Origin of the sequence: Streptomyces sp. SCL15-4 (genome assembly GCF_033366695.1) — a bacterium.
In the GTDB taxonomy this organism is placed as follows: domain Bacteria; phylum Actinomycetota; class Actinomycetes; order Streptomycetales; family Streptomycetaceae; genus Streptomyces.
Window position 1 is genome coordinate 1164957 of record NZ_JAOBTQ010000001.1, and the last position, 17642, is coordinate 1182598.

Annotated in this window: 17 protein-coding genes; 12 read left to right on the plus strand and 5 right to left on the minus strand. The window is 73.6% G+C overall.

All coding sequences use genetic code 11. The features are described from left to right. Positions 1–94: 94 nt before the first annotated feature. Positions 95–946: a hypothetical protein gene (locus SCK26_RS04715; RefSeq protein WP_318199977.1), complete on the minus strand. Its 852-nt coding sequence runs from the start codon at positions 944–946 to the stop codon at positions 95–97. Between the two features lie 207 nt (positions 947–1153). Here SCK26_RS04715 and SCK26_RS04720 point away from each other — a divergent pair, with 207 nt between their 5' ends. Continuing rightward, complete coding sequence (locus SCK26_RS04720; protein ID WP_318199978.1) at positions 1154–1540, plus strand: anti-sigma factor antagonist; 387 nt, start codon at positions 1154–1156, stop codon at positions 1538–1540. A gap of 226 nt (positions 1541–1766) precedes the next feature. Next, positions 1767–2999: a ricin-type beta-trefoil lectin domain protein gene (locus tag SCK26_RS04725; protein ID WP_318199979.1), complete on the plus strand. Its 1233-nt coding sequence runs from the start codon at positions 1767–1769 to the stop codon at positions 2997–2999. Positions 3000–3008: 9 nt separating this feature from the next. Here the strand turns inward: SCK26_RS04725 and SCK26_RS04730 are convergent, their stop codons facing one another. Both SCK26_RS04730 and SCK26_RS04735 read right to left on the minus strand, forming a co-directional pair. Next, positions 3009–3254: a hypothetical protein gene (locus tag SCK26_RS04730; RefSeq protein WP_318199980.1), complete on the minus strand. Its 246-nt coding sequence runs from the start codon at positions 3252–3254 to the stop codon at positions 3009–3011. A gap of 93 nt (positions 3255–3347) precedes the next feature. After that, positions 3348–4136 (minus strand): SDR family oxidoreductase, encoded by a 789-nt coding sequence (locus SCK26_RS04735; RefSeq protein ID WP_318199981.1) that lies wholly within the window; start codon positions 4134–4136, stop codon positions 3348–3350. A gap of 155 nt (positions 4137–4291) precedes the next feature. Between SCK26_RS04735 and SCK26_RS04740 the strand changes: the two genes are divergently transcribed. Next, the gene (locus SCK26_RS04740; protein WP_318199982.1) at positions 4292–5329 is read left to right on the plus strand and encodes a PHP domain-containing protein; all 1038 of its coding nucleotides are present in this window, start codon (positions 4292–4294) and stop codon (positions 5327–5329) included. Between the two features lie 51 nt (positions 5330–5380). Continuing rightward, positions 5381–6037, plus strand: a complete 657-nt coding sequence (locus SCK26_RS04745; RefSeq protein WP_318199983.1) for an HAD family hydrolase — start codon at positions 5381–5383, stop codon at positions 6035–6037. Between the two features lie 329 nt (positions 6038–6366). On the opposite strand, the gene SCK26_RS04750 is transcribed toward SCK26_RS04745, so the two are convergent. Next, positions 6367–6951 carry an XRE family transcriptional regulator gene (locus tag SCK26_RS04750; protein ID WP_318199984.1) on the minus strand — a complete coding sequence of 195 codons (585 nt, stop codon included), beginning with the start codon at positions 6949–6951 and terminating at the stop codon, positions 6367–6369. 377 nt (positions 6952–7328) lie between these two features. On the opposite strand from SCK26_RS04750, the gene SCK26_RS04755 reads away from it, so the two are divergent. Continuing rightward, positions 7329–7976 (plus strand): FMN-binding negative transcriptional regulator, encoded by a 648-nt coding sequence (locus SCK26_RS04755; RefSeq protein ID WP_318199985.1) that lies wholly within the window; start codon positions 7329–7331, stop codon positions 7974–7976. Between the two features lie 38 nt (positions 7977–8014). After that, the gene (locus SCK26_RS04760) at positions 8015–8728 is read left to right on the plus strand and encodes a B3/4 domain-containing protein (RefSeq protein WP_318199986.1); all 714 of its coding nucleotides are present in this window, start codon (positions 8015–8017) and stop codon (positions 8726–8728) included. Positions 8729–8834: 106 nt separating this feature from the next. Here SCK26_RS04760 and SCK26_RS04765 read toward each other — a convergent pair whose 3' ends face one another. After that, entirely contained in the window at positions 8835–10028 is a 1194-nt protein-coding gene (locus SCK26_RS04765) for a PP2C family protein-serine/threonine phosphatase (RefSeq protein WP_318199987.1), read from the minus strand. A 958-nt stretch (positions 10029–10986) separates the two neighbouring features. Between SCK26_RS04765 and SCK26_RS04770 the strand changes: the two genes are divergently transcribed. The 6 genes from SCK26_RS04770 (at position 10987) to SCK26_RS04795 (ending at position 17627) form a co-directional block, all read left to right on the plus strand. Then, positions 10987–11982: a sporulation protein gene (locus SCK26_RS04770; RefSeq protein ID WP_318199988.1), complete on the plus strand. Its 996-nt coding sequence runs from the start codon at positions 10987–10989 to the stop codon at positions 11980–11982. 181 nt (positions 11983–12163) lie between these two features. Then, positions 12164–12739 carry a TerD family protein gene (locus SCK26_RS04775; protein ID WP_318199989.1) on the plus strand — a complete coding sequence of 192 codons (576 nt, stop codon included), beginning with the start codon at positions 12164–12166 and terminating at the stop codon, positions 12737–12739. Between the two features lie 13 nt (positions 12740–12752). Further along, positions 12753–12995: a twin-arginine translocase TatA/TatE family subunit gene (locus tag SCK26_RS04780; protein WP_318199990.1), complete on the plus strand. Its 243-nt coding sequence runs from the start codon at positions 12753–12755 to the stop codon at positions 12993–12995. A 379-nt stretch (positions 12996–13374) separates the two neighbouring features. Further along, complete coding sequence (locus SCK26_RS04785) at positions 13375–13710, plus strand: hypothetical protein (protein WP_318199991.1); 336 nt, start codon at positions 13375–13377, stop codon at positions 13708–13710. Positions 13711–14264: 554 nt separating this feature from the next. Next, positions 14265–16352 (plus strand): AAA family ATPase, encoded by a 2088-nt coding sequence (locus SCK26_RS04790; RefSeq protein WP_318199992.1) that lies wholly within the window; start codon positions 14265–14267, stop codon positions 16350–16352. Between the two features lie 447 nt (positions 16353–16799). Then, entirely contained in the window at positions 16800–17627 is an 828-nt protein-coding gene (locus tag SCK26_RS04795) for a lysophospholipid acyltransferase family protein (RefSeq protein WP_318199993.1), read from the plus strand. Positions 17628–17642: the final 15 nt, after the last annotated feature.

A 17642-nucleotide genomic window follows, 5' to 3' on the forward strand; every position in this document is an offset into this window, starting at 1 on the left:
GCGATGCGCCACGGCCGCAGGTAATCTTCGCGGAAGACCTAGGCCGACAGCCGATCCGCTGCCGGCGGGTACGGCACCGGGCCCGGCGCCTGGGTCATTTGCAGCCGAAGCCGTCCTTCACGAGCGGCCAGGCCTCCACGCCGTCCGGTGTACGGACGTAGGCGGTCCGCCGGTCGCCGGTCAGCCACAGCCGGTCGCCGCGGTGGTGGTAGCCGGTGTCGCGGGCGTCGGCGGGCATGCGGACGTGTGCCCGGTACGGGGCGCGGAGCAGGTCGTCTCCGGCCAGCACGCCGTCGGGATCGCGGGCGTAGGTCCGGCCGTCCAGCGCGAGCAGGCGGGTGGACTGCCAGCCGCAGTGCTCCGGTCCCGTCGAGCTGTGCAGCCTGGACACCGGGACCCTGCGGCCCGCGCGGTCGGCCCAGATCTCCCAGTCCGTGGTGGCCGTGAAGCTCTCGGGGAGTTCGGCCGGATCGCAGGAGGCGCTGGTCTCCGGACCCCAGCCGGGCCGGTCCTTCTGGTCCCTGGCCACCACGACGGCCGCCTTGGTCCGGCCGGCCACGTCGTAGGAGTAGAGCACCCGGCCGGGTTCCCGGCGCTCCACGCGGTAGCCGTGGTCGGGGAGGTCCGGCTGCACGATGTCGAAGTAGAGGTCCAGTCCCTCTTCGGGGGTGGTGCCGCCGTCCGCCTCGCTCCATCCGTCGGGACCGGTGCCGTCGAAGATCTCCCCGTCGCACTCCAGTGCCCGGCCGGCCGCTCCGGCGGCCAGGCGGAGCGCGCGCGGGCCGCTCTCGTCGAGTTCCCTGGTGGGCACGGAGAGCGGGCCGCCGTAGGGAGTGGCCGGCGGTGTTCCCCGGACCACCAGGTCCGGCCGGGGGCCGTCGTCGCAGCCCGCCACCGCCAGGGCGGTCACCGCCGCCAGCGCGACCATGGTGATTCCTCTGCGCATTCCCGCCCCTGTTCTCCTGGGTGTGCCGGTGCTTCCGGGTCCTTCGACGCCGGGAGGGGCGGAAACGTTCAGCGGGTGCGCGAGCCGTACCGGCGGTACGCCGCAAAGTCGAAGACATATGTCAATCGAACATGCTCAAATTCCTTCCGACGAAGGTAACTTGGCGGTCGGCGATCGACCGGTGCGCGGGTGGGAGGTGGTGCCGAGGTGCGACACGAACCCGTATCCCTCACCCGGCAGTTGGGCGTGTACGCCTACCGCGGGCACACCGTGCTGGAGTTCCGGGGCGAGATCGACCTCGTCGCCGCGGAGGAGATCGGCCCGTTCCTCGACCGGGTCACCGGCCGGGCAGGCGTCCGGGCCGTGCTCGACCTGCGGCCGGTGGAGTTCTTCGACTGCTCGGGACTGCGGCTGCTGTACCGGGCGCGCTCCCGGGTGCTGGAACGCGGCGGGCAGCTGCACCTGGTGTGCACGCACCCGCTGACGCTGCGGGTCATCCGGGTCACCGGCCTGGCCCGCCTGCTGCCTCCGCAACCGGGCCTGGACGCGGCCCTGGACCGCCCGGCGGCCGGCGGCCCGGACCGAACGCCGTGAGGGCAGCAGCAGAGTGACGGCGATCAGCGCGTCAGCCACCCCGCACCTCCCGGAATCCGCCGGCCCGGGCCCGCGAGGCGATGACATTACCGCCGGGCCGGTCAGGGCCGGTGCCGGCGGGTGCGGACAAGTGGTCCGTACCAGAGTCTTGACGCCCTCTTATCTCACTCCTTAAATCAAGGAGCGCATTCATGCCGCGCGAGAACCCCCACGAGAACGGAGAGCCATGGCCTCCCCACGCCTGCTCCGCAGATGTCTGCTCGCCGCGCTGTCCGCCGCGCTGATCGGCTCCGCCGCCGTCGGCCCGGCGCGCGCCCAGAGCGCCGCTCCGGCGGCCGCGGCCGTCACCACCTTCTCCGACACCTTCGACGGGCCCGCGGGCGCGGCGGTCGACGGTACGAAGTGGACGCTGGAGACCGGCGACAACGTCAACAACCACGAGCGGCAGTACTACACCTCGGGCACGAAGAACGCGGCCCTGGACGGCCAGGGCCATCTGGTGATCACGGCCCGCAAGGAGAACCCGGCCGGGTACCAGTGCTGGTACGGCAGCTGCCAGTACACCTCGGCCCGGCTGAACACCGCCGGGAAGTTCACCGCCCAGTACGGCCATGTCGAGGCGCGCATGAAGATTCCGCGCGGGCAGGGCATGTGGCCGGCGTTCTGGATGCTCGGCACGCCCGTCAACTGGCCGGACTCGGGCGAGATCGACGTGATGGAGAACGTCGGTTTCGAACCGTCGACCATCCACGGCACCATCCACGGCCCCGGCTACTCCGGCTCGGGCGGCATCGGCGCGCCGTACTCGCTGCCGAACGGGCAGGCCTTCGCTGACGCCTTCCACACCTTCGCCGTCGACTGGGCACCCGACTCGATCACCTGGTCGGTGGACGGCACCGTCTACCAGCGCCGCACCCCCGCCGATCTGGGCGGCAAGACCTGGGTGTTCAACAAGCCGTTCTTCCTGATCCTGAACCTGGCGGTCGGCGGCTACTGGCCCGGCGACCCGGACGGTTCCACGCAGTTCCCGCAGACGCTGGTGGTGGACTCGGTGTCGGTGACCACGAGCACCGGCGCCGCCGGGGTGCCGATCCGGGGCCTGGCGGGCAAGTGCGTGGACGTGGCCGGCGCGAACTCCGCGAACGGCACCCCGGTCCAGCTCTACGACTGCAACGGCACGGGCGCGCAGGCGTGGACCGTCGGCTCGGACGGGACGCTGCGGGCGCTCGGCAAGTGCCTGGACGTCAGCGGCGGCGGAACCGCCGACGGCACCCCCGTCCAGCTGTGGGACTGCAACGGCAGCCCCGCCCAGCAGTGGGCGCTCCCGGCGGCTCGCGACATCGTCAACCCGCAGGCGAACAAGTGCCTCGACGTCGCGGGGAACAACTCGGCCAACGGGACGCGGCTGCAGATCTGGACCTGCACGGGCGGCGCCAACCAGAAGTGGACGGTCGGCTGAGCGGTCCGCTCAGCGCGGTCGCCAGGTGTACTTGTCCCCGCCCACGAACCGGATCACGTCCGGGTCGTCGAGATCGTGAATGGTGAGGCCGTAGGAGGCCGCCGCCTCCAGGACGTCGGTGACGTTCCGGGCCTCACCGACCACCTGACCGTCGATCTCCATGATCCGGAACGGCGGCTCGCCCGGCTTGCCCGGGCACACACCGAGGACCAGGATCCGCGGGTGGGAAATGTGGGGAGCTGCTTGTTCGGTCATGTAATAGAGCCTAGAACGCCCGGCGCGCCGACGGGCGGTCCACCGGGGGCGGCCGGTCCGCACGACCGGGGCCGGCCGCTCCCGGCCGGTGGTTCAGGGCCGGCGCCAGTCGTCACTGGTCAGATGTGATCCGGCCTGCGGGCCCATGCGCAGCATGCCGCCGTCGACGCTCCAGGAGGCGCCGGTGACGTACGAGGCGTCGGGACCCGCCAGGAACGCGATCACGGCGGCGACCTCGCGGGCGTCGCCGGGCCGGCCGAGCGGCACGCCGGGGCGGCGCACGGTGTGCACGTCGGTGTCCTCCTGGCCGGTCATCGGGGTGGCGATCTCGCCGGGCGCGACCGCGTTCACCGTGATGCCGAACTCGGCCAGCTCCAGGGCCATCACCTGGGTGAGCAGGCCGAGGCCGCCCTTGGCCGTGCAGTACGGGGCCGCGCCGACCCGCGGCTGGTGCTCGTGCACCGAGGTGACGTTGACGATCCGGCCGCCCTCGCCCTGCTCGATCATCCGGCGGGCGGCCCGCTGGCCGAGCAGGAAGGGGCCGACGAGGTCCACGTCCAGGACCCGGCGCACATCCGCCAGGGTGAGGTCGAGGTAGGGCGTCATGGTGCCCGTACCGGCGTTGTTGACCAGGACGTCGAGCCGGCCCAGCTCCTCGCACAGCTCGTCCACGGTGTCGGCGGCCTCGGGCAGCCGGGTCAGGTCCAGCCGGGTCACGACGGCGCGGCGGCCGTGCGCGCGGACCCGCTCGGCCGTCTCCTCGGCGCCCTCGTCGTCGGTGTGCCAGGTGATCCCGACGTCCAGACCCGCCTCGGCCAGGCGTACGGCGGTGGCGCGGCCGATGCCGGAGTCCGCGCCGGTGACGATCGCTGCACTGGGCATGACCAGCCTCCTCTTCTGTGACCGTGGGCCTTCGCACTACCCGGGCGCGGGAGGGACAAACGGGACCATTGCGGGGACGCAGGGGCATGGTGGGGTGCGGGGGCGCTCGTGCGTTCCGCGCGCCTGTGTGGGCCGCCTGGTGTGAACCTGGTGGCATGGAACCCGTCGCCGCTCTCGACCGGATCGCGTTTCTGCTGGAGCGGGCCCTCGCGCCCACCTACCGGGTACGGGCCTTCCGCACCGCCGCGCGGACGCTGGCCGCACTGCCCGGCCAGGAGGTGGCCGAGCGGGCCGCCGCCGGGACGCTGGAGTCGCTGAAGGGGGTCGGGCCGAAGACCGCGCAGGTGGTGCGGGAGGCGCTGACCGGTGAGGTGCCCGGCTATCTGCGCCGGCTGGAGGAGGAGGCCGGGGCGCCGCCCGAGGGCCCGGGGACCGGGCTGCGGGCGCTGATCCGCGGGGACTGCCACACCCACTCGGACTGGTCCGACGGGGGCAGCCCGATCGAGGAGATGGGGCGGACGGCGGCCGCGCTGGGACACGCCTGGACGGTGCTCACCGACCACTCGCCCCGGCTGACCGTGGCCCGGGGCCTGTCGGCCGAACGGCTGCGGGAGCAGCTGGCGGTGGTGGCGGAGCTGAACACGCGCTGGGCACCGTTCCGGCTGCTCACCGGCATCGAGTGCGACATCCTGGAGGACGGCTCGCTGGACCAGGAGCCGGAACTGCTGGAGCGGCTGGACGTGGTCGTGGTGTCGGTGCACTCCAAGCTGCGGATGGACGCCCGGTCCATGACCCGGCGCATGGTGGCCGCCGTCCGCGATCCGCACGCCGACGTCCTCGGGCACTGCACCGGGCGCCTGGTGACCGGCCGGGGGCGGCCGGAGTCGGAGTTCGACGCGGACGAGGTGTTCGCCGCGTGCGCCGAGTCGGGGACGGCCGTGGAGATCAACAGCCGTCCGGAGCGGCTGGACCCGCCGCGGCGGCTGCTGCGCCGGGCGGTCGAGGCGGGCGCGCTGTTCGCCGTCGACACCGACGCGCACGCGCCGGGCCAGCTGGACTGGCAGATCCTCGGCTGCGCCCGGGCCGAGGAGTGCGGGGTGCCGCCGGAGCGGGTGGTGACCACCTGGCCGGCCGAGGATCTGCTGGCCTGGACCCGCGAGGGCCGCCTCCCGGACCGCGCGCCGGGTTCCTGACCCGCCCGGCGTGGTACCCGTGCCGGAGCGAGCGCGTGAAAGGAACCCCGCATGGAACGAGCCGCCGTCTTCGACGTGGACGGAACCCTGGTCGACACCAATCACCTGCATGTCGTCGCCTGGTGGGAGGCCTTCCGCCAGGCGGGGCACGAGGTGCCCATGCACGCCGTGCACCGGGCCGTCGGCCTGGGCTCCACGGACCTGATCGACCACCTGCTCGGCGACGGCCGCGACCGGGAGCAGGACGACGAGCTGAGCGCCGCGCACACGGCGCTGTACGGCCAGTACTTCGACCGGCTGCCCGCGCTGCCGGGCGCCGGGGAACTGCTGCGGCGGCTGCACGGGGACGGCTGGACGGTGGTCCTCGCCACCTCGGCGAGCGGTGCGGAGCTGGGCGCGCTGCGCCGGGCGATCGACGCGGACGACGCCATCACGGCAACGGCGAGTTCCGACGACGTCCAGGAGGGCAAGCCGGCCCCCGAGCCCGTGCAGCACGCCCTGGAGCTGGCCGGGGTCCCGGCCTCGCGGGCGGTGTTCGTCGGGGACACGGTGTGGGACATGCGGGCGGGCAGCAAGGCCGGGGTGCGCTGTGTCGGCGTCCTGTGCGGCGGGATCCCCCGGGCCGACCTGGAGGAGGCCGGGGCGGAGACGGTGTACGCCGACCCCGCGGACCTGCTGGCACGGCTGGCGGAGAGCCCGCTGGCGTGAGCGGTGACACCTTGGCACACACGGTGACACAGGTCACGTAGAGGGGCGGAACAGCACGGTGTGGTTGTCCGTTGAACAAGCCGTGGGTGCGGACGGGACAGTGTCCCCGGGCCTCACCTTTCGCCCACAGGGAAGATCGTTCGGCTGAAGCCCTGTGGAGCCTTTCGCCGCGAGGCGACCGCCGTCCGCGCCCACCACCGACCGCCCCGGCCGTGAACCCCCGTCACGGCCGGGGCTTTTTCCGTTCGCGCGCCCGCGCCCGCGCCCGCGCCCGCGGCCGCGGCCGGCGCCGCCCGGAGCCCGCGAGGCGGTGTCCCGGCCGGCGCGCGTCAGCTCGCGGAGCCGGGGCCGGGCGGGAGGTGCACGGTCATGATCAGGTGGCAGGTCTCGGTGCCCGCGCCGCGGTAGGTGTGAGCGGTGTCGCCGTCGAAGGCGGCGGTCTGGCCGGCCGCCACGGGATGCTCGGCGCCGTCGACGACCAGCGTCATCCGGCCGGACGTGACACTGACGGTCTCCACGACGCCGGCCTGGTGGGGGTGGCTCGGGTACTCCTCGCCGGGTTCCAGCGTCCAGCGCCAGACCTCGACCGGGGCCGGCCCGGGCGTGGTCAGCACGAGCCGGGCCTCGCCGCCCCGCGGCCCGGTCCACAGCGGGGTCAGGCCGTCGGCCGCCACGACGCGTACGCGCCCTTCGGTCCGGCCCTCCAGCAGCGCGGAGACGGAGACGCCGAGGGTGTCGGCCAGCCGGACCAGGGTGGCGAAGTTCGGGTTGCCCTGGGCCTTCTCCAGTGCGACGAGGGCCCCCTTGCTGACCTGGGCCCGCCGGCCGAGTTCGTCCAGCGACAGGCCCGCACGGGTACGGGCCGCGCGGACGTTCCGCGCGAGTGTCCGCAGCGCCGCCTCGGTCTCGGCCATCCGATCACATCCTCAATGGGCCACTGCACTGCACCGTCCGGTCGTTCGATTGACACGCCCCGGTCGGTACGTTGTACGGTTCAGTCGTTCCATTGATAGTAAGGGATCATCTCGTGATCGCTCCGCCGCCGGCCCCGGGCAGCTCCCCCGCCCGCCTCCCGGCGCCGCCTTCAGCCCGGCGGCCCTGGCCTGGAGGGCCGCTCTCCGGTGTCGCGTCGGCCGACCTGCGCACCCGGCCGGCACGGTCCTGCTCGACCGCGGCGCGCTCGCCGAACGCGTCCGCCGGAGTCGGCTCGTCGGCCCGGGCACCGCAGCCGCCGCCGTCGGCCTGCTCCCCCCGACCCGACCCGCCCTCTCACTCCCGCAGGAGGTACCGCATGTTCATCCAGCCCTGGGACGCCGGCCTGGACGACGCCGAATGGCAGACCTGGATCGCCGAGGGCCACGACTTCGGCCAGCTCACCGTCAACGGCCCGCCGGGCGGGCCGCCCGTCGTCGTCCCCACGCACTTCGCGCCCGACGGGGACCGCCTGCTGATCCATCTGGCCCGCCCCAACCCGGTCTGGACGGCGATCGAGCGGGACCCGAACGTCGTCCTCACCGTCATAGGCGACTACGCCTTCGTCCCCGGCCCCTGGCGCGCCGAGCCGGACACCCCGCCCACGGACGGCGTCCCCACCAGCTACTACGCGGCCGTCCGGTTCACCTGCCGCGCCCATGTCATCGACGGCCCCGAGGCCAAGGCCGACCTGCTGCGCCGCCAGCTGGCCCACTTCCAGCCCGACGGCGACCACGCTCCCGTCGACCCCGGCCGGCCCCCGTACGGCCGGATGCTTCCCGGCATCCGGGGCCTGCGCCTGGACGTCGTCGACGTACGGGCCAAGTTCAAGTACGACGACCACAAGGACGTCGAGCACCGCACCGCCGTGGCCGACCGCCTCACGCGGCGCGGGCAGGCCCTCGACGTGCCCGCCGCCCGCCAGCAACTGCGCCGACTGGACCGCGTCGGCACCTGGACCCCCTGACCCCGCCACCGGCACCCGCACGGAACAGGAACTCGCCCATGCCCGCCGTCCGTATCAGCCCCGCCGTCGCCGACGCCTTCCCCGACACGCTCATCGCCCTGGTCACCGCGACCGGCCTGCGCGGCCACGAGCCCTGGCCCGCCACCGTCACCGCTGTTGAGGACCTGGAGAGGCAACTCGCCGCGGGCACCTGGCAGCCGGCCGACGAGACCGACCCGCGCATCGAGGCGTGGCACACCGCCTACCGCTCCTTCGGCACCAATCCCCGCCGCGTCCGGCCCAGCGTGGACGCCCTCGGCCGCCGCATGGCCAAGAAGGGCGGCCTGCCGCGCATCAACCCGGCCGTCGACTCCTACAACGCCGTCTCCGTCCGCCACGGCCTGCCCGCCGGCGCCTTCGACCTCGACCACGTCACCGGCGACATCGACATCCGCCCCGCCGACGGCGGCGAGGAGTTCACCCCGCTCGGCGAACCCGGCACCGTGGAGCACCCCAAGCCCGGCGAGATCGTCTACGCCGACACCACGGGCGTCCTCACCCGCCACTGGAACCACCGCGACGCCCACCGCACCCGCGTCACCGAGGACTCGGCGCACGTCACCTTCGTCCTGGAAACCCTCCACGCCACCCGGGACGGCCACCTCCTCAAGACGGCGGCGGAAGAACTGCGGACCCTGCTCCTCCCCCACACCGGACCCCTCACGGTCGACTACCTGAGCCCCGCACATCCCCGCATCACCCTTGCTCCGTAAGGCGGTCGGCGCGCTCCGCGTCCGGGCCGGTCGTACGAGGTCCGGTTCCCCGCACCCGCCGGCGAACTCCAGGCCCGGTGGCGGAGCCGGGACCACCGGAGGGAGGTCAGCCGCGCCACTCCACCATGAGCAGTGTCGCGTCGTCCGTGGTGCGGCCGCCCCGGGCCCGCTTGAGCGTGTGGGACAGGGAGCGCGTCACCGCCCGGATCCCGCGGCCGCTTCCCTCCAGCCGGTTGACGTGCTCGATCAGCTGATGCTCGCCGAACTCCTCCCCTCCCCGCTCGTGCTCCTCGATCAGCCCGTCGGTGAAACACAGGACCCGGTCCCCGCGCACCAGTTCCAGCGAGCTGGCCCGTGGCTTCGGACCGCCGAGGCCGACCGGGAGGGTCGTCGGGGCGACCAGGCGCCGTACGACGCGGTGGTCACGCACGAGGATCGGCGGCGGGTGCCCGGCGTTGACCCACTGCATCCGTCCGGTGATGGTGTCCAGCTGCATCATCTGCGCGGTGACGAAGTGTTCGAGGCCGAACTGCTTCGCCACGGCACGGTCCATGAAGTCGTAGATCGCGGATAGTCCGACGCCGAGGCGGCGCGCGTGGCGGTAGGCGCCGATGACCACGGTGGCCAGCGTGGCCGCGTCCAGTCCGTGCCCCATCGCGTCGATCATGACCACATGGAGGATGTCCCCGTTGAGCGCGTAGTCGAAGCTGTCACCGGCCACGTCATAGGCGGGTTCCAGGATCCCGGCCACGGCGACCCGGGGCATGATCATCGCCAGCGGTGGCAGCAGGGACCACTGGATCTCCGCGGCGACGCTCATGGGTTCGCTGCGCCGGACGCCGAAGAACAGGTCGGAGTAGCCGTGCTTGGTCACCAGCAGGTCGGCCACCAGGCCGGAGATCCTCAGCAGCAGGCGCCGGTCGTCGTCGTCGACGCCGTCCAGCGTCACCGCCATGACTCCCACCTGGTCGCCGCCGTCCAGCAGCGGCAGGTACATCCGTACGCCGTCGCTCTCGGGCAGCTCGACGGGAACGGCGTCGAGAAAGCAGCGGCCTGCCGCGGAGTCGTCGATCACCTGCGGTGGTCCGCCGGCGAGGCCCTCGCCGGTCAGGGGGGCGAGGAGCAGCTGGCCGTAGTCCTGGAGCAGCACCTGCGGACGCCGGCCCCCCAGTCGCGTCATCACCGTGGTGACCAGCGGCCCGATGAGATGGGGAGGAAGCTCGTGCGCGCGGTCGAGAACCTCTCCCAGCAGCGCTTCCCCGAAGCTCTCGGAGCGGTCGGCACGCCGTTCGAGCGCCATCCGTTCTCCCGCAATGATCCGCGCGTATCGGTTGCGGTGGGGCCGGACGGCCAAGGGATCGCTTCTGCCGTGGCTCCACCGGAGGCGTCGGCGGCCGGATCGCCCGGCCGGTCACCCGGGCCCGGCAGGAACCGGGTCCTCGCCTGAGTCCGGTCCTCCTTCCGCCTCCTCTGTGGCCTGTCCGGCAGGGCCGGCCGGGGCCGCGTCCCTCAGGTGGGCGGGGGCCGTGGTCGCCCGTGGGGCATCCGGCCGGGAGGCGGTGTCCGGCGGGCCGTTACGGGCGCCCGGGGCAGGGGCATCCTGCGGCTTTCTTCGGCGGGTGTGGTGATGGCGTCCATCGCGGATCCCGTCCCGGGCTGCCGCACGGCTGCCCGCGTCCCTCGCCGGGAACGCGCCGCCGTGGTCGTGCGCCCGAAAACTCCCGGTAAAGTCAGCGTACCCCCGGCCGTGACCGGCGGCAGGAAGGGCCGTCCGGGCTGCCGGTCCGGCCTGGAGGACGGAGCCGTTCGGCTCGCGTTCGACGGGTGCCGGCGGCAGTCGATCGGACAGCGGTTCAAGACGAGCGGGCCGGCGGGCTCGGCCTCCAGGTGGTTCCCGGCGTGGACGCCACCGTTGCCGACGCCGTTCCCGATGCCGGGCAGGACGGGCGCGCCAGAGCGGTCGAGGCGGTGCGGGCGGTGGGAGCCGGCGGGCGGTTTCCGGCCGGTGCCGAACGCGTCGACGTGACGGATGCCGCTCTTGCGCCGACGATCCGCTCTCGGAAGAACAGGGCTTCGTGGAGTGCGGGCGGCCGCCCGGCCACGGCACGGCTGGCGGAGCGTCAGGTTCGGCGGCGGCCGGTGCCGCCACGGTGCGCGCGACGACCCTATGCTTCTACATGCTTGTAGAGAGCGACCGGGTTTCCCGGTGGTTCTCACGGACATCGCAGACATACGCACACGAAGGAGTGGACGCCGCGATGGTGTTCAAACGGCTGCTCGGCTCACTCGGCATCGGCGGACCCTCGGTGGACACGGTGCTGGACCCGGGACCCGCCCTGCCGGGCCACGGCCTGAGCGGGCAGGTCCACCTCCGGGGCGGGGAGGCGGACTTCGACATCGACCACATCACGCTCGAACTCGTGGCGCGGGTCGAGGCCGAGCACGACGGCGGCGAGAGCGAGGGTGTCGTCGCCTTCGACCGGTTCACGGTCGGCGGCGGCTTCCGCCTCGCCGCGGGCGAGCTGCGCAGCATCCCGTTCGGCGTGACGCTGCCCTGGGAGACGCCGGTCACCGAGCTGTACGGCCAGCCGCTGGGCATCGTGCTCGGCGTGCGCACCGAACTGGGCGTGGCCGGCGCCAAGGACAAGGGCGACCTCGACCGGCTGACCGTCGGGCCGCTGCCCGTCCAGGAGGCGATCCTGGAGGCCCTCGGACAACTCGGCTTCGGCTTCAGGTCCGCCGACCTGGAGTACGGCCATATCGGCGGTACGGGACAGCAGTTGCCCTTCTACCAGGAGATCGAGCTGACCCCGGCCCCGCAGTACGCGCACCAGGTCGACGAGGTCGAGCTGACCTTCCTCGCCTCCCCGGCCGGCCTGGAGGTCGTCCTGGAGGCCGACAAGCGCGCCGGCCTCTTCTCCTCCGGCCACGACGCGCTGACCCGGTTCACCGTCGGTCACCACGACTCCCGTGACTGGAACGCCGAAGTCGACGGCTGGATGCGCCAGTTGGTCGAGCACCGTGCCGCATACGGCTCCCACGCCGGGTACGGACACGGTGACCCGTACGCCGGCGGCCACGGGTACCACGAGCACCGGCACCACGAGCAGCACCGCTCCGGTCCGGGCATCGGCACGGCGGTCGCCGCCGGTGCGGCAGGGCTGGCGGTCGGTGTGGTGGGCGGCATGGTCGCGGCCGAAGCCGTCGACGAGATCGGCGATTTCTTCGAGGACGACGAGGGCGGCGAGGACTGATGTCCGGACGGCTGGCGGCCCGCGCCGGGCGCCGGGGAGGCGTCGGCGCCCTCGCCGCCGGCCGTCCCGGGTCCGCGTCCCGTCGTGCCCCTACGCCGCGGGGACGGCGGGCCGTCCCACGCTTCTTCTACAGTCCTGTAGATTCATTAGGGCAGTCACCATCTCACCGAGGAGGAGAGCAGTGGGAGTTTCCCTGTCCAAGGGTGGCAACGTCTCGCTCAGCAAGGAGGCGCCGGGCCTGACCGCCGTCCTGGTAGGACTGGGCTGGGACCTGCGGACCACCACCGGAGCCGACTACGACCTCGACGCCTCCGCGCTGCTGCTCGACGCGTCCGGCAAGGTCCTGTCGGACCGGCACTTCGTCTTCTACAACAACCTCACCAGCCCGGACGGGTCGGTCGAGCACACCGGCGACAACCTCACCGGCGAGGGCGAGGGCGACGACGAGTCCCTCAAGGTGAACCTGGCGGCCGTGCCCGCCGAGGTCGACCGGATCGTCTTCCCGGTGTCCATCCACGACGCCGACGGCCGCGGCCAGAGCTTCGGCCAGGTCCGCAACGCCTTCATCCGCATCGTGAACCAGGCCGGCGGCGCGGAGATCGCCCGCTACGACCTCTCCGAGGACGCTTCCACCGAGACGGCCATGGTCTTCGGCGAGCTGTACCGGCACGGCACGGAGTGGAAGTTCCGCGCCGTCGGGCAGGGGTACGCCTCCGGGCTCGCGGGGATCGCGTCCGACTTCGGCGTCAACGTCTGACCGGCGGCCTGAGATGTTCGGGCTGAGCGAACTGGCGGTCCTGCTCATCGTCGTCATCGCCGTCCTGGCCGCCAAGAAGCTGCCCGGACTGGCCCGGTCCGCGGGCAGGTCGGCGCGCATCCTCAAGGCGGAGGCCAGGGCGGAACGGGAGGAACAGCCGCCGGCGGGGCGGCGGGTGATCCGAGGAGAGACCGTGCCCCCGGCGACCACCGGCACCGACCGGGCCCGGCCGCCCGGCGACGAAAGGCCGCACTGACCGGCCTCCCCCGCCGGCCGGCCGGACCGGAGCGCGACGCCGGGGATTCACTCCTCGGCAGGCACAACGCGGCGGCGCGCACCACGCGGCGGCGGTCTTCCGGGCCGTCTCAGGCCGGGCCTCGGTCGCGGCGGGAGCGGCCGACGGCCCCGCCTCTCCCGCCGCGCACCCGCGCGTCGCGGCCTCCCATCGGCGCCTCGCCCGGCACCGCTGTCGCGTGGTCGTGGCGGCGGGCGGCGCCTTGGGCGGCGTACGGCGCCGGTGCGCCGCGCCCGGGCAGCCGCCCGCGTCCGAGTGACCGCCGCCGGCCGGGCCCTCGCGGCGGTCCGCCTCGTGTCCGTCAGGCATGCGGGGCCTGGCCGCTGACCCGGTGGCCGGCGTGGCTGAGCGCTTCACGGTCGACAGGGTGGTGTACGTCCGTGACCACCTGGGCCGCGGTGCGGCCGACGTGTCCGGGGCGCTCGGCGCCTACGACGGCGGTTCGACGGCCGTCGCGCTGCTGCTGCCCCGCGTCCTGGACCGGGTGTCCGACCGCACGGTGATGCTGCGCGGCGCGCTGCTGATCGCCGTCGTCCTCGTCGCGCTCGGCACGCTCGTGGCGGCGGGCGGCGGTACGTGGCGCCGGCCCGCGGTGCCGGCGACCCGGGCGGCCTTCGGGGCCGCACCTCCGCCTTCGCCGCGCGGTTCTCCCTCTCGCACAGCTGCCGGCTGCTGACGTATCCGCCGGCCGGGTGGCTGGGCACGGCGGCGGGCCTGCGGCCGGTGGTGCTCGTCCCGGGCCTGATCACCGTGGCCGCGGCTCTGCCTGCGGTGCGCCTGTGGCCGCCGGAGTAGGCGCCGGACATCGAGCACGAGCACCGGGGCCTGCGCGACGACCACCCTCATCTCGCGGATGCCGTGCGCGTTCCGCACGGCTGGCGGCACAGCCACCCCAGGCCGGCCGACGGACTCCACCCGCGGGCCTGAACGGCGCGGCGCGGCCCCGGGGGTTCGTCGGGGCGGGAGCCGCGCGCCGGTGTGCTCCGTGACCGGCATCGGCGCCGTCTCGGTCGCGCACCGACGCGGGTGCCGCCGGGCATCGGGGGCGACCGCCGCCGGCAGCGGGCATGCCCCTCACCTGGCGCCGGGCGGCGCCGACCGGGCGCGGCCTGGCCGGTTACGGCGAGGGAGGACACGTTTCGGTCGCTTTAGTCAACATTTACTTTTCCCGTGGCCGTCTGCATAGTGGCGCCTCGACACAGTGGCCGGTCGAACGGGGAGGGCCCTTTCTTGTCGCGGATCAACGACGGTGCCGTGCGCGAGGTGGAGCACGAAAGAGCGCAAGTGTCCGTCATCGGCGAGCTGTTCGACGAACGGCTGGCGGGGGCGCGAGCGCAACTGGCGCACGTGCTCGCGTCGCCGTTCGACGGTGCGCGCGAGGCGTACGAGCGGGAGGTGGCGGCCGGGCGGCTGGCGGGAGAGATCCGCCGGTTGGAGGGGGCCGAGGACGGGTTGGTCTTCGGCCGGATCGACCGGGCGGACGGGACCGTGCTGCGGATCGGACGGCTGGGGCTGCACAGGGACGCGGACGAGCTGCCGCTGCTGGTGGACTGGCGGGCCGAGGCCGCGCGGCCCTTCTACGAGGCGACGCCGGTGCATCCCATGGGACTGCGGCGGCGACGCCACCTGCGTCTGTCGGGCCGCACGGTGGTGGGAGTGAGCGATGAGCTGCTGGACGGCTCCGCGCCCACCGGTCAGGACGTGGTCGGCGACGGCCCGTTGACGGCGGCGCTCCAGGAGCGGCGCACGGGGCGGATGGGTGCCGCGGTCGCCACGCTCCAGGCCGAGCAGGACGCGATCGTCCGGTCGCCGCACCGCGGGGTGACGGTGGTGCAGGGCGGGCCGGGCACCGGGAAGACGGTGGTGGCGCTGCACCGCGCCGCGTACGTGCTGTACGCGTTCCCGAAGGCGGCGGAGCGCGGCGTGCTCGTCCTGGGGCCGAACGCGCGGTTCCTCGACTACATCAGCCAGGTGCTGCCGTCGCTCGGGGAGAACGACGTCGTCCTGGCGACGTGCGAGGAACTGGCCGGCGTGGTGCCGCAGGCCGCGGACTCCTTCGCGGTGGCGCGCCTCAAGGGGATGCCGGCACTGGCCGAGGGGCTGGCCGCCGCGGTCCGCGCACGGCAGGCGCCGGGCGGCGGCTTCGACGTCCGGGTCGGCAAGGAATGGATCCGCCTGGAGGACGAGGAGGTCGCCGGAGCGCGGGAGTCGGCCCGGGCCGGTGGTCTCGCGCACAACCGGGCACGCCGGCTGTTCAAGGAACTGCTGGTCGATGCCGTCATCCGTGAACTGGCCCGCAGTGGTGTCGAGGCGCTCGAACTCCTCGACGCCCAGGTCACGCAGCTGACCGGCCTGGACCTGGACCGGGTGGCCGCGGCGGACCTGCGCCGCCTCGGGGTCGCCGACACGTCCGCCCCGGATGCCGGCGAGTTCGACGCCGACACCGTACGCGCCGACCTCCTGGACGACGCTCCGCTGGACAGGGCCGTCGAGGACCTGTGGCCGCGGCTCACGCCCGGCGGCGTGGTCCGTGACCTGCTGGCGGACGCCGACGCGCTGGCCGCGTACCTGCCGCGGTTCACCGACGAGGAGCGGGCCCTGCTGTGGCGGCCGCCCGGTGCGCCCTGGACGGACGCCGACGTGCCGCTCCTCGACGAGGCGGCGAGCCTGGTCGACGGCCCGCCCGGCCATGTCTTCGGGCATGTCGTCGTGGACGAGGCGCAGGAGCTGACCGCCATGCAGTGGCGGATGATCGAACGCCGTTGCCCGGGCAGGTCGATGACGCTGGTCGGCGACTTCGCCCAGGCGGGACCGGCGACGGTGGCCCGGGACTGGAAGGAGGCGCTCGGCCCGGACCTCGGCCGGCGTTTCGACCTGCGCACCCTGACCGTCGGCTACCGGACCACGCAGGAGATCCTCGCCACCACGGAGGACCTGCTCGACCGGATCGCCCCGGGCCGGCCGGCGATCCGGTCGATCCGGCGCGGCGAGGTGCCCCGCACCCTCGTCGCGGCCCCGGAGTCCCTCGTCACCGCCCTCGTGGACGAGCTGCGCGAGCAAGGCGCCGCGTATCCGGGCGAGTTGACCGGAGTGATCTGCGCCGACGGCAGGATGGCGGAACTGGCGGCCGCGGGGGTCGAGGAGTACGCCCGGCTGGTGCCGGCCTCCCAGGCACGCGGTCTGGAGTTCGACGCCGCGGTCGTGGTCGACCCGGACGGGATCACCGCCGCCCGGCCGGGCGGTGAGCGCGACTTGTACGTGGCTCTGACCCGGGCAACCAAGCGACTGTGCACCCTCACCGTCCGGACCACGGGCTGAGAAGGGACGAGGCTCGTTGTCGGCGACATCAATAGGTGGCGTCGGTATCGCGTCCCGGACTCCGCGAACACACGTCGCGCGTGGTGGTCGGTGCCGGCCGGAAGGTCGGCACCACGACGGCGCGACCGCGGCCCCTGTCCCCTGCCGAAGGACACCTCCCGTGCCGCACGCCCCTCCGGACCGAACGGACGGGACATCACCCGTTCCGGTGAGCCTCGCGCCGGGACCTTTGGTGGTACGCCTCGGTCCGGCGGTCAACTGAGCGGGAACGACACGGTCTTGGCTGCGCGCCGGGGCCGGGGCGGGGCCGTACCGTGGGGGCGTTGGTGCCGTCGGCGGACGGAACCGGTGTCGTGCGGAGAGTGAACACAACGTGGATGTGCGCGAGTCAGCCAGTGGACGGCCGGTGCGCCGGTGGGCCGGACCAGCCGTGGAGGCGTGCCGTCCATGACCGCCACCGCATGCGGCCCGCGTTGCGTCGGCCGGGACGATGTCGTACGGCACGTCGGCCGGGTCCGTTACGCGTGGCGGCTGACCGCTCTGGCCGCCGTCCTCTTGCTGACGCCGCTGCTCGGCCGGCTCGCGGTGCTCTGCGGACAGCGCGGCGCGCATCGGCTGCTACGGCTGTGGGCCCGCTCGCTGGTGACGGCCGCGGGAATCTCCGTCCGGGTCCGGGGCAGCCTGCCCCGGTCGGGTCCGGCGCTGCTGGTGTCGAACCATGTCACCTTTTTCGACGGGATGGCCATCACGGCCCGGTTTCCCGGTCTGCTCGTCGTCACCAACCAGAGCGCGGCCCGCAATCCGCTCAGCGGCCGGCTGTTCCGCGGGGCCGGCCTGATCTTCGTGGACAGGGACGCGCTGCGGGCCACGCCGAGGATGGTCGAGGAGGTGACCGGCGCCCTGCGCGGAGGGCGCGTGGTGCTCGTCTATCCCCGGGGAACGTTCAGTTGCCGGCCGCCCGGCGGCGCGTTCCCGCCGGCGGTTCTGCAGGCCGCGCTCGACGCCGGGGCGCCCGTACGGCCGTTGCTGACGCGCTGTGTCACGCGCGGGAGCGGGCCGACGGCGCGGGGCAGTTACTTTCCCGACGACGAGAGCCTCGTGGCCATGTTCCGTCGCGTGCTGCGGATCAGGGACCTGGAAATCGAGATCAGTGTGCTGGAGGCGGTGGATCCGTCGGTGTGCGCCGACCGGCGTGAACTGGCGAGGCTCACCAAGGCGCGGATCGACGAGGCGGCCGGCACCGGACCGGCGTCGTGTGGCACGGCCGGCGGCTGAGCGGCCCGCGTTCGG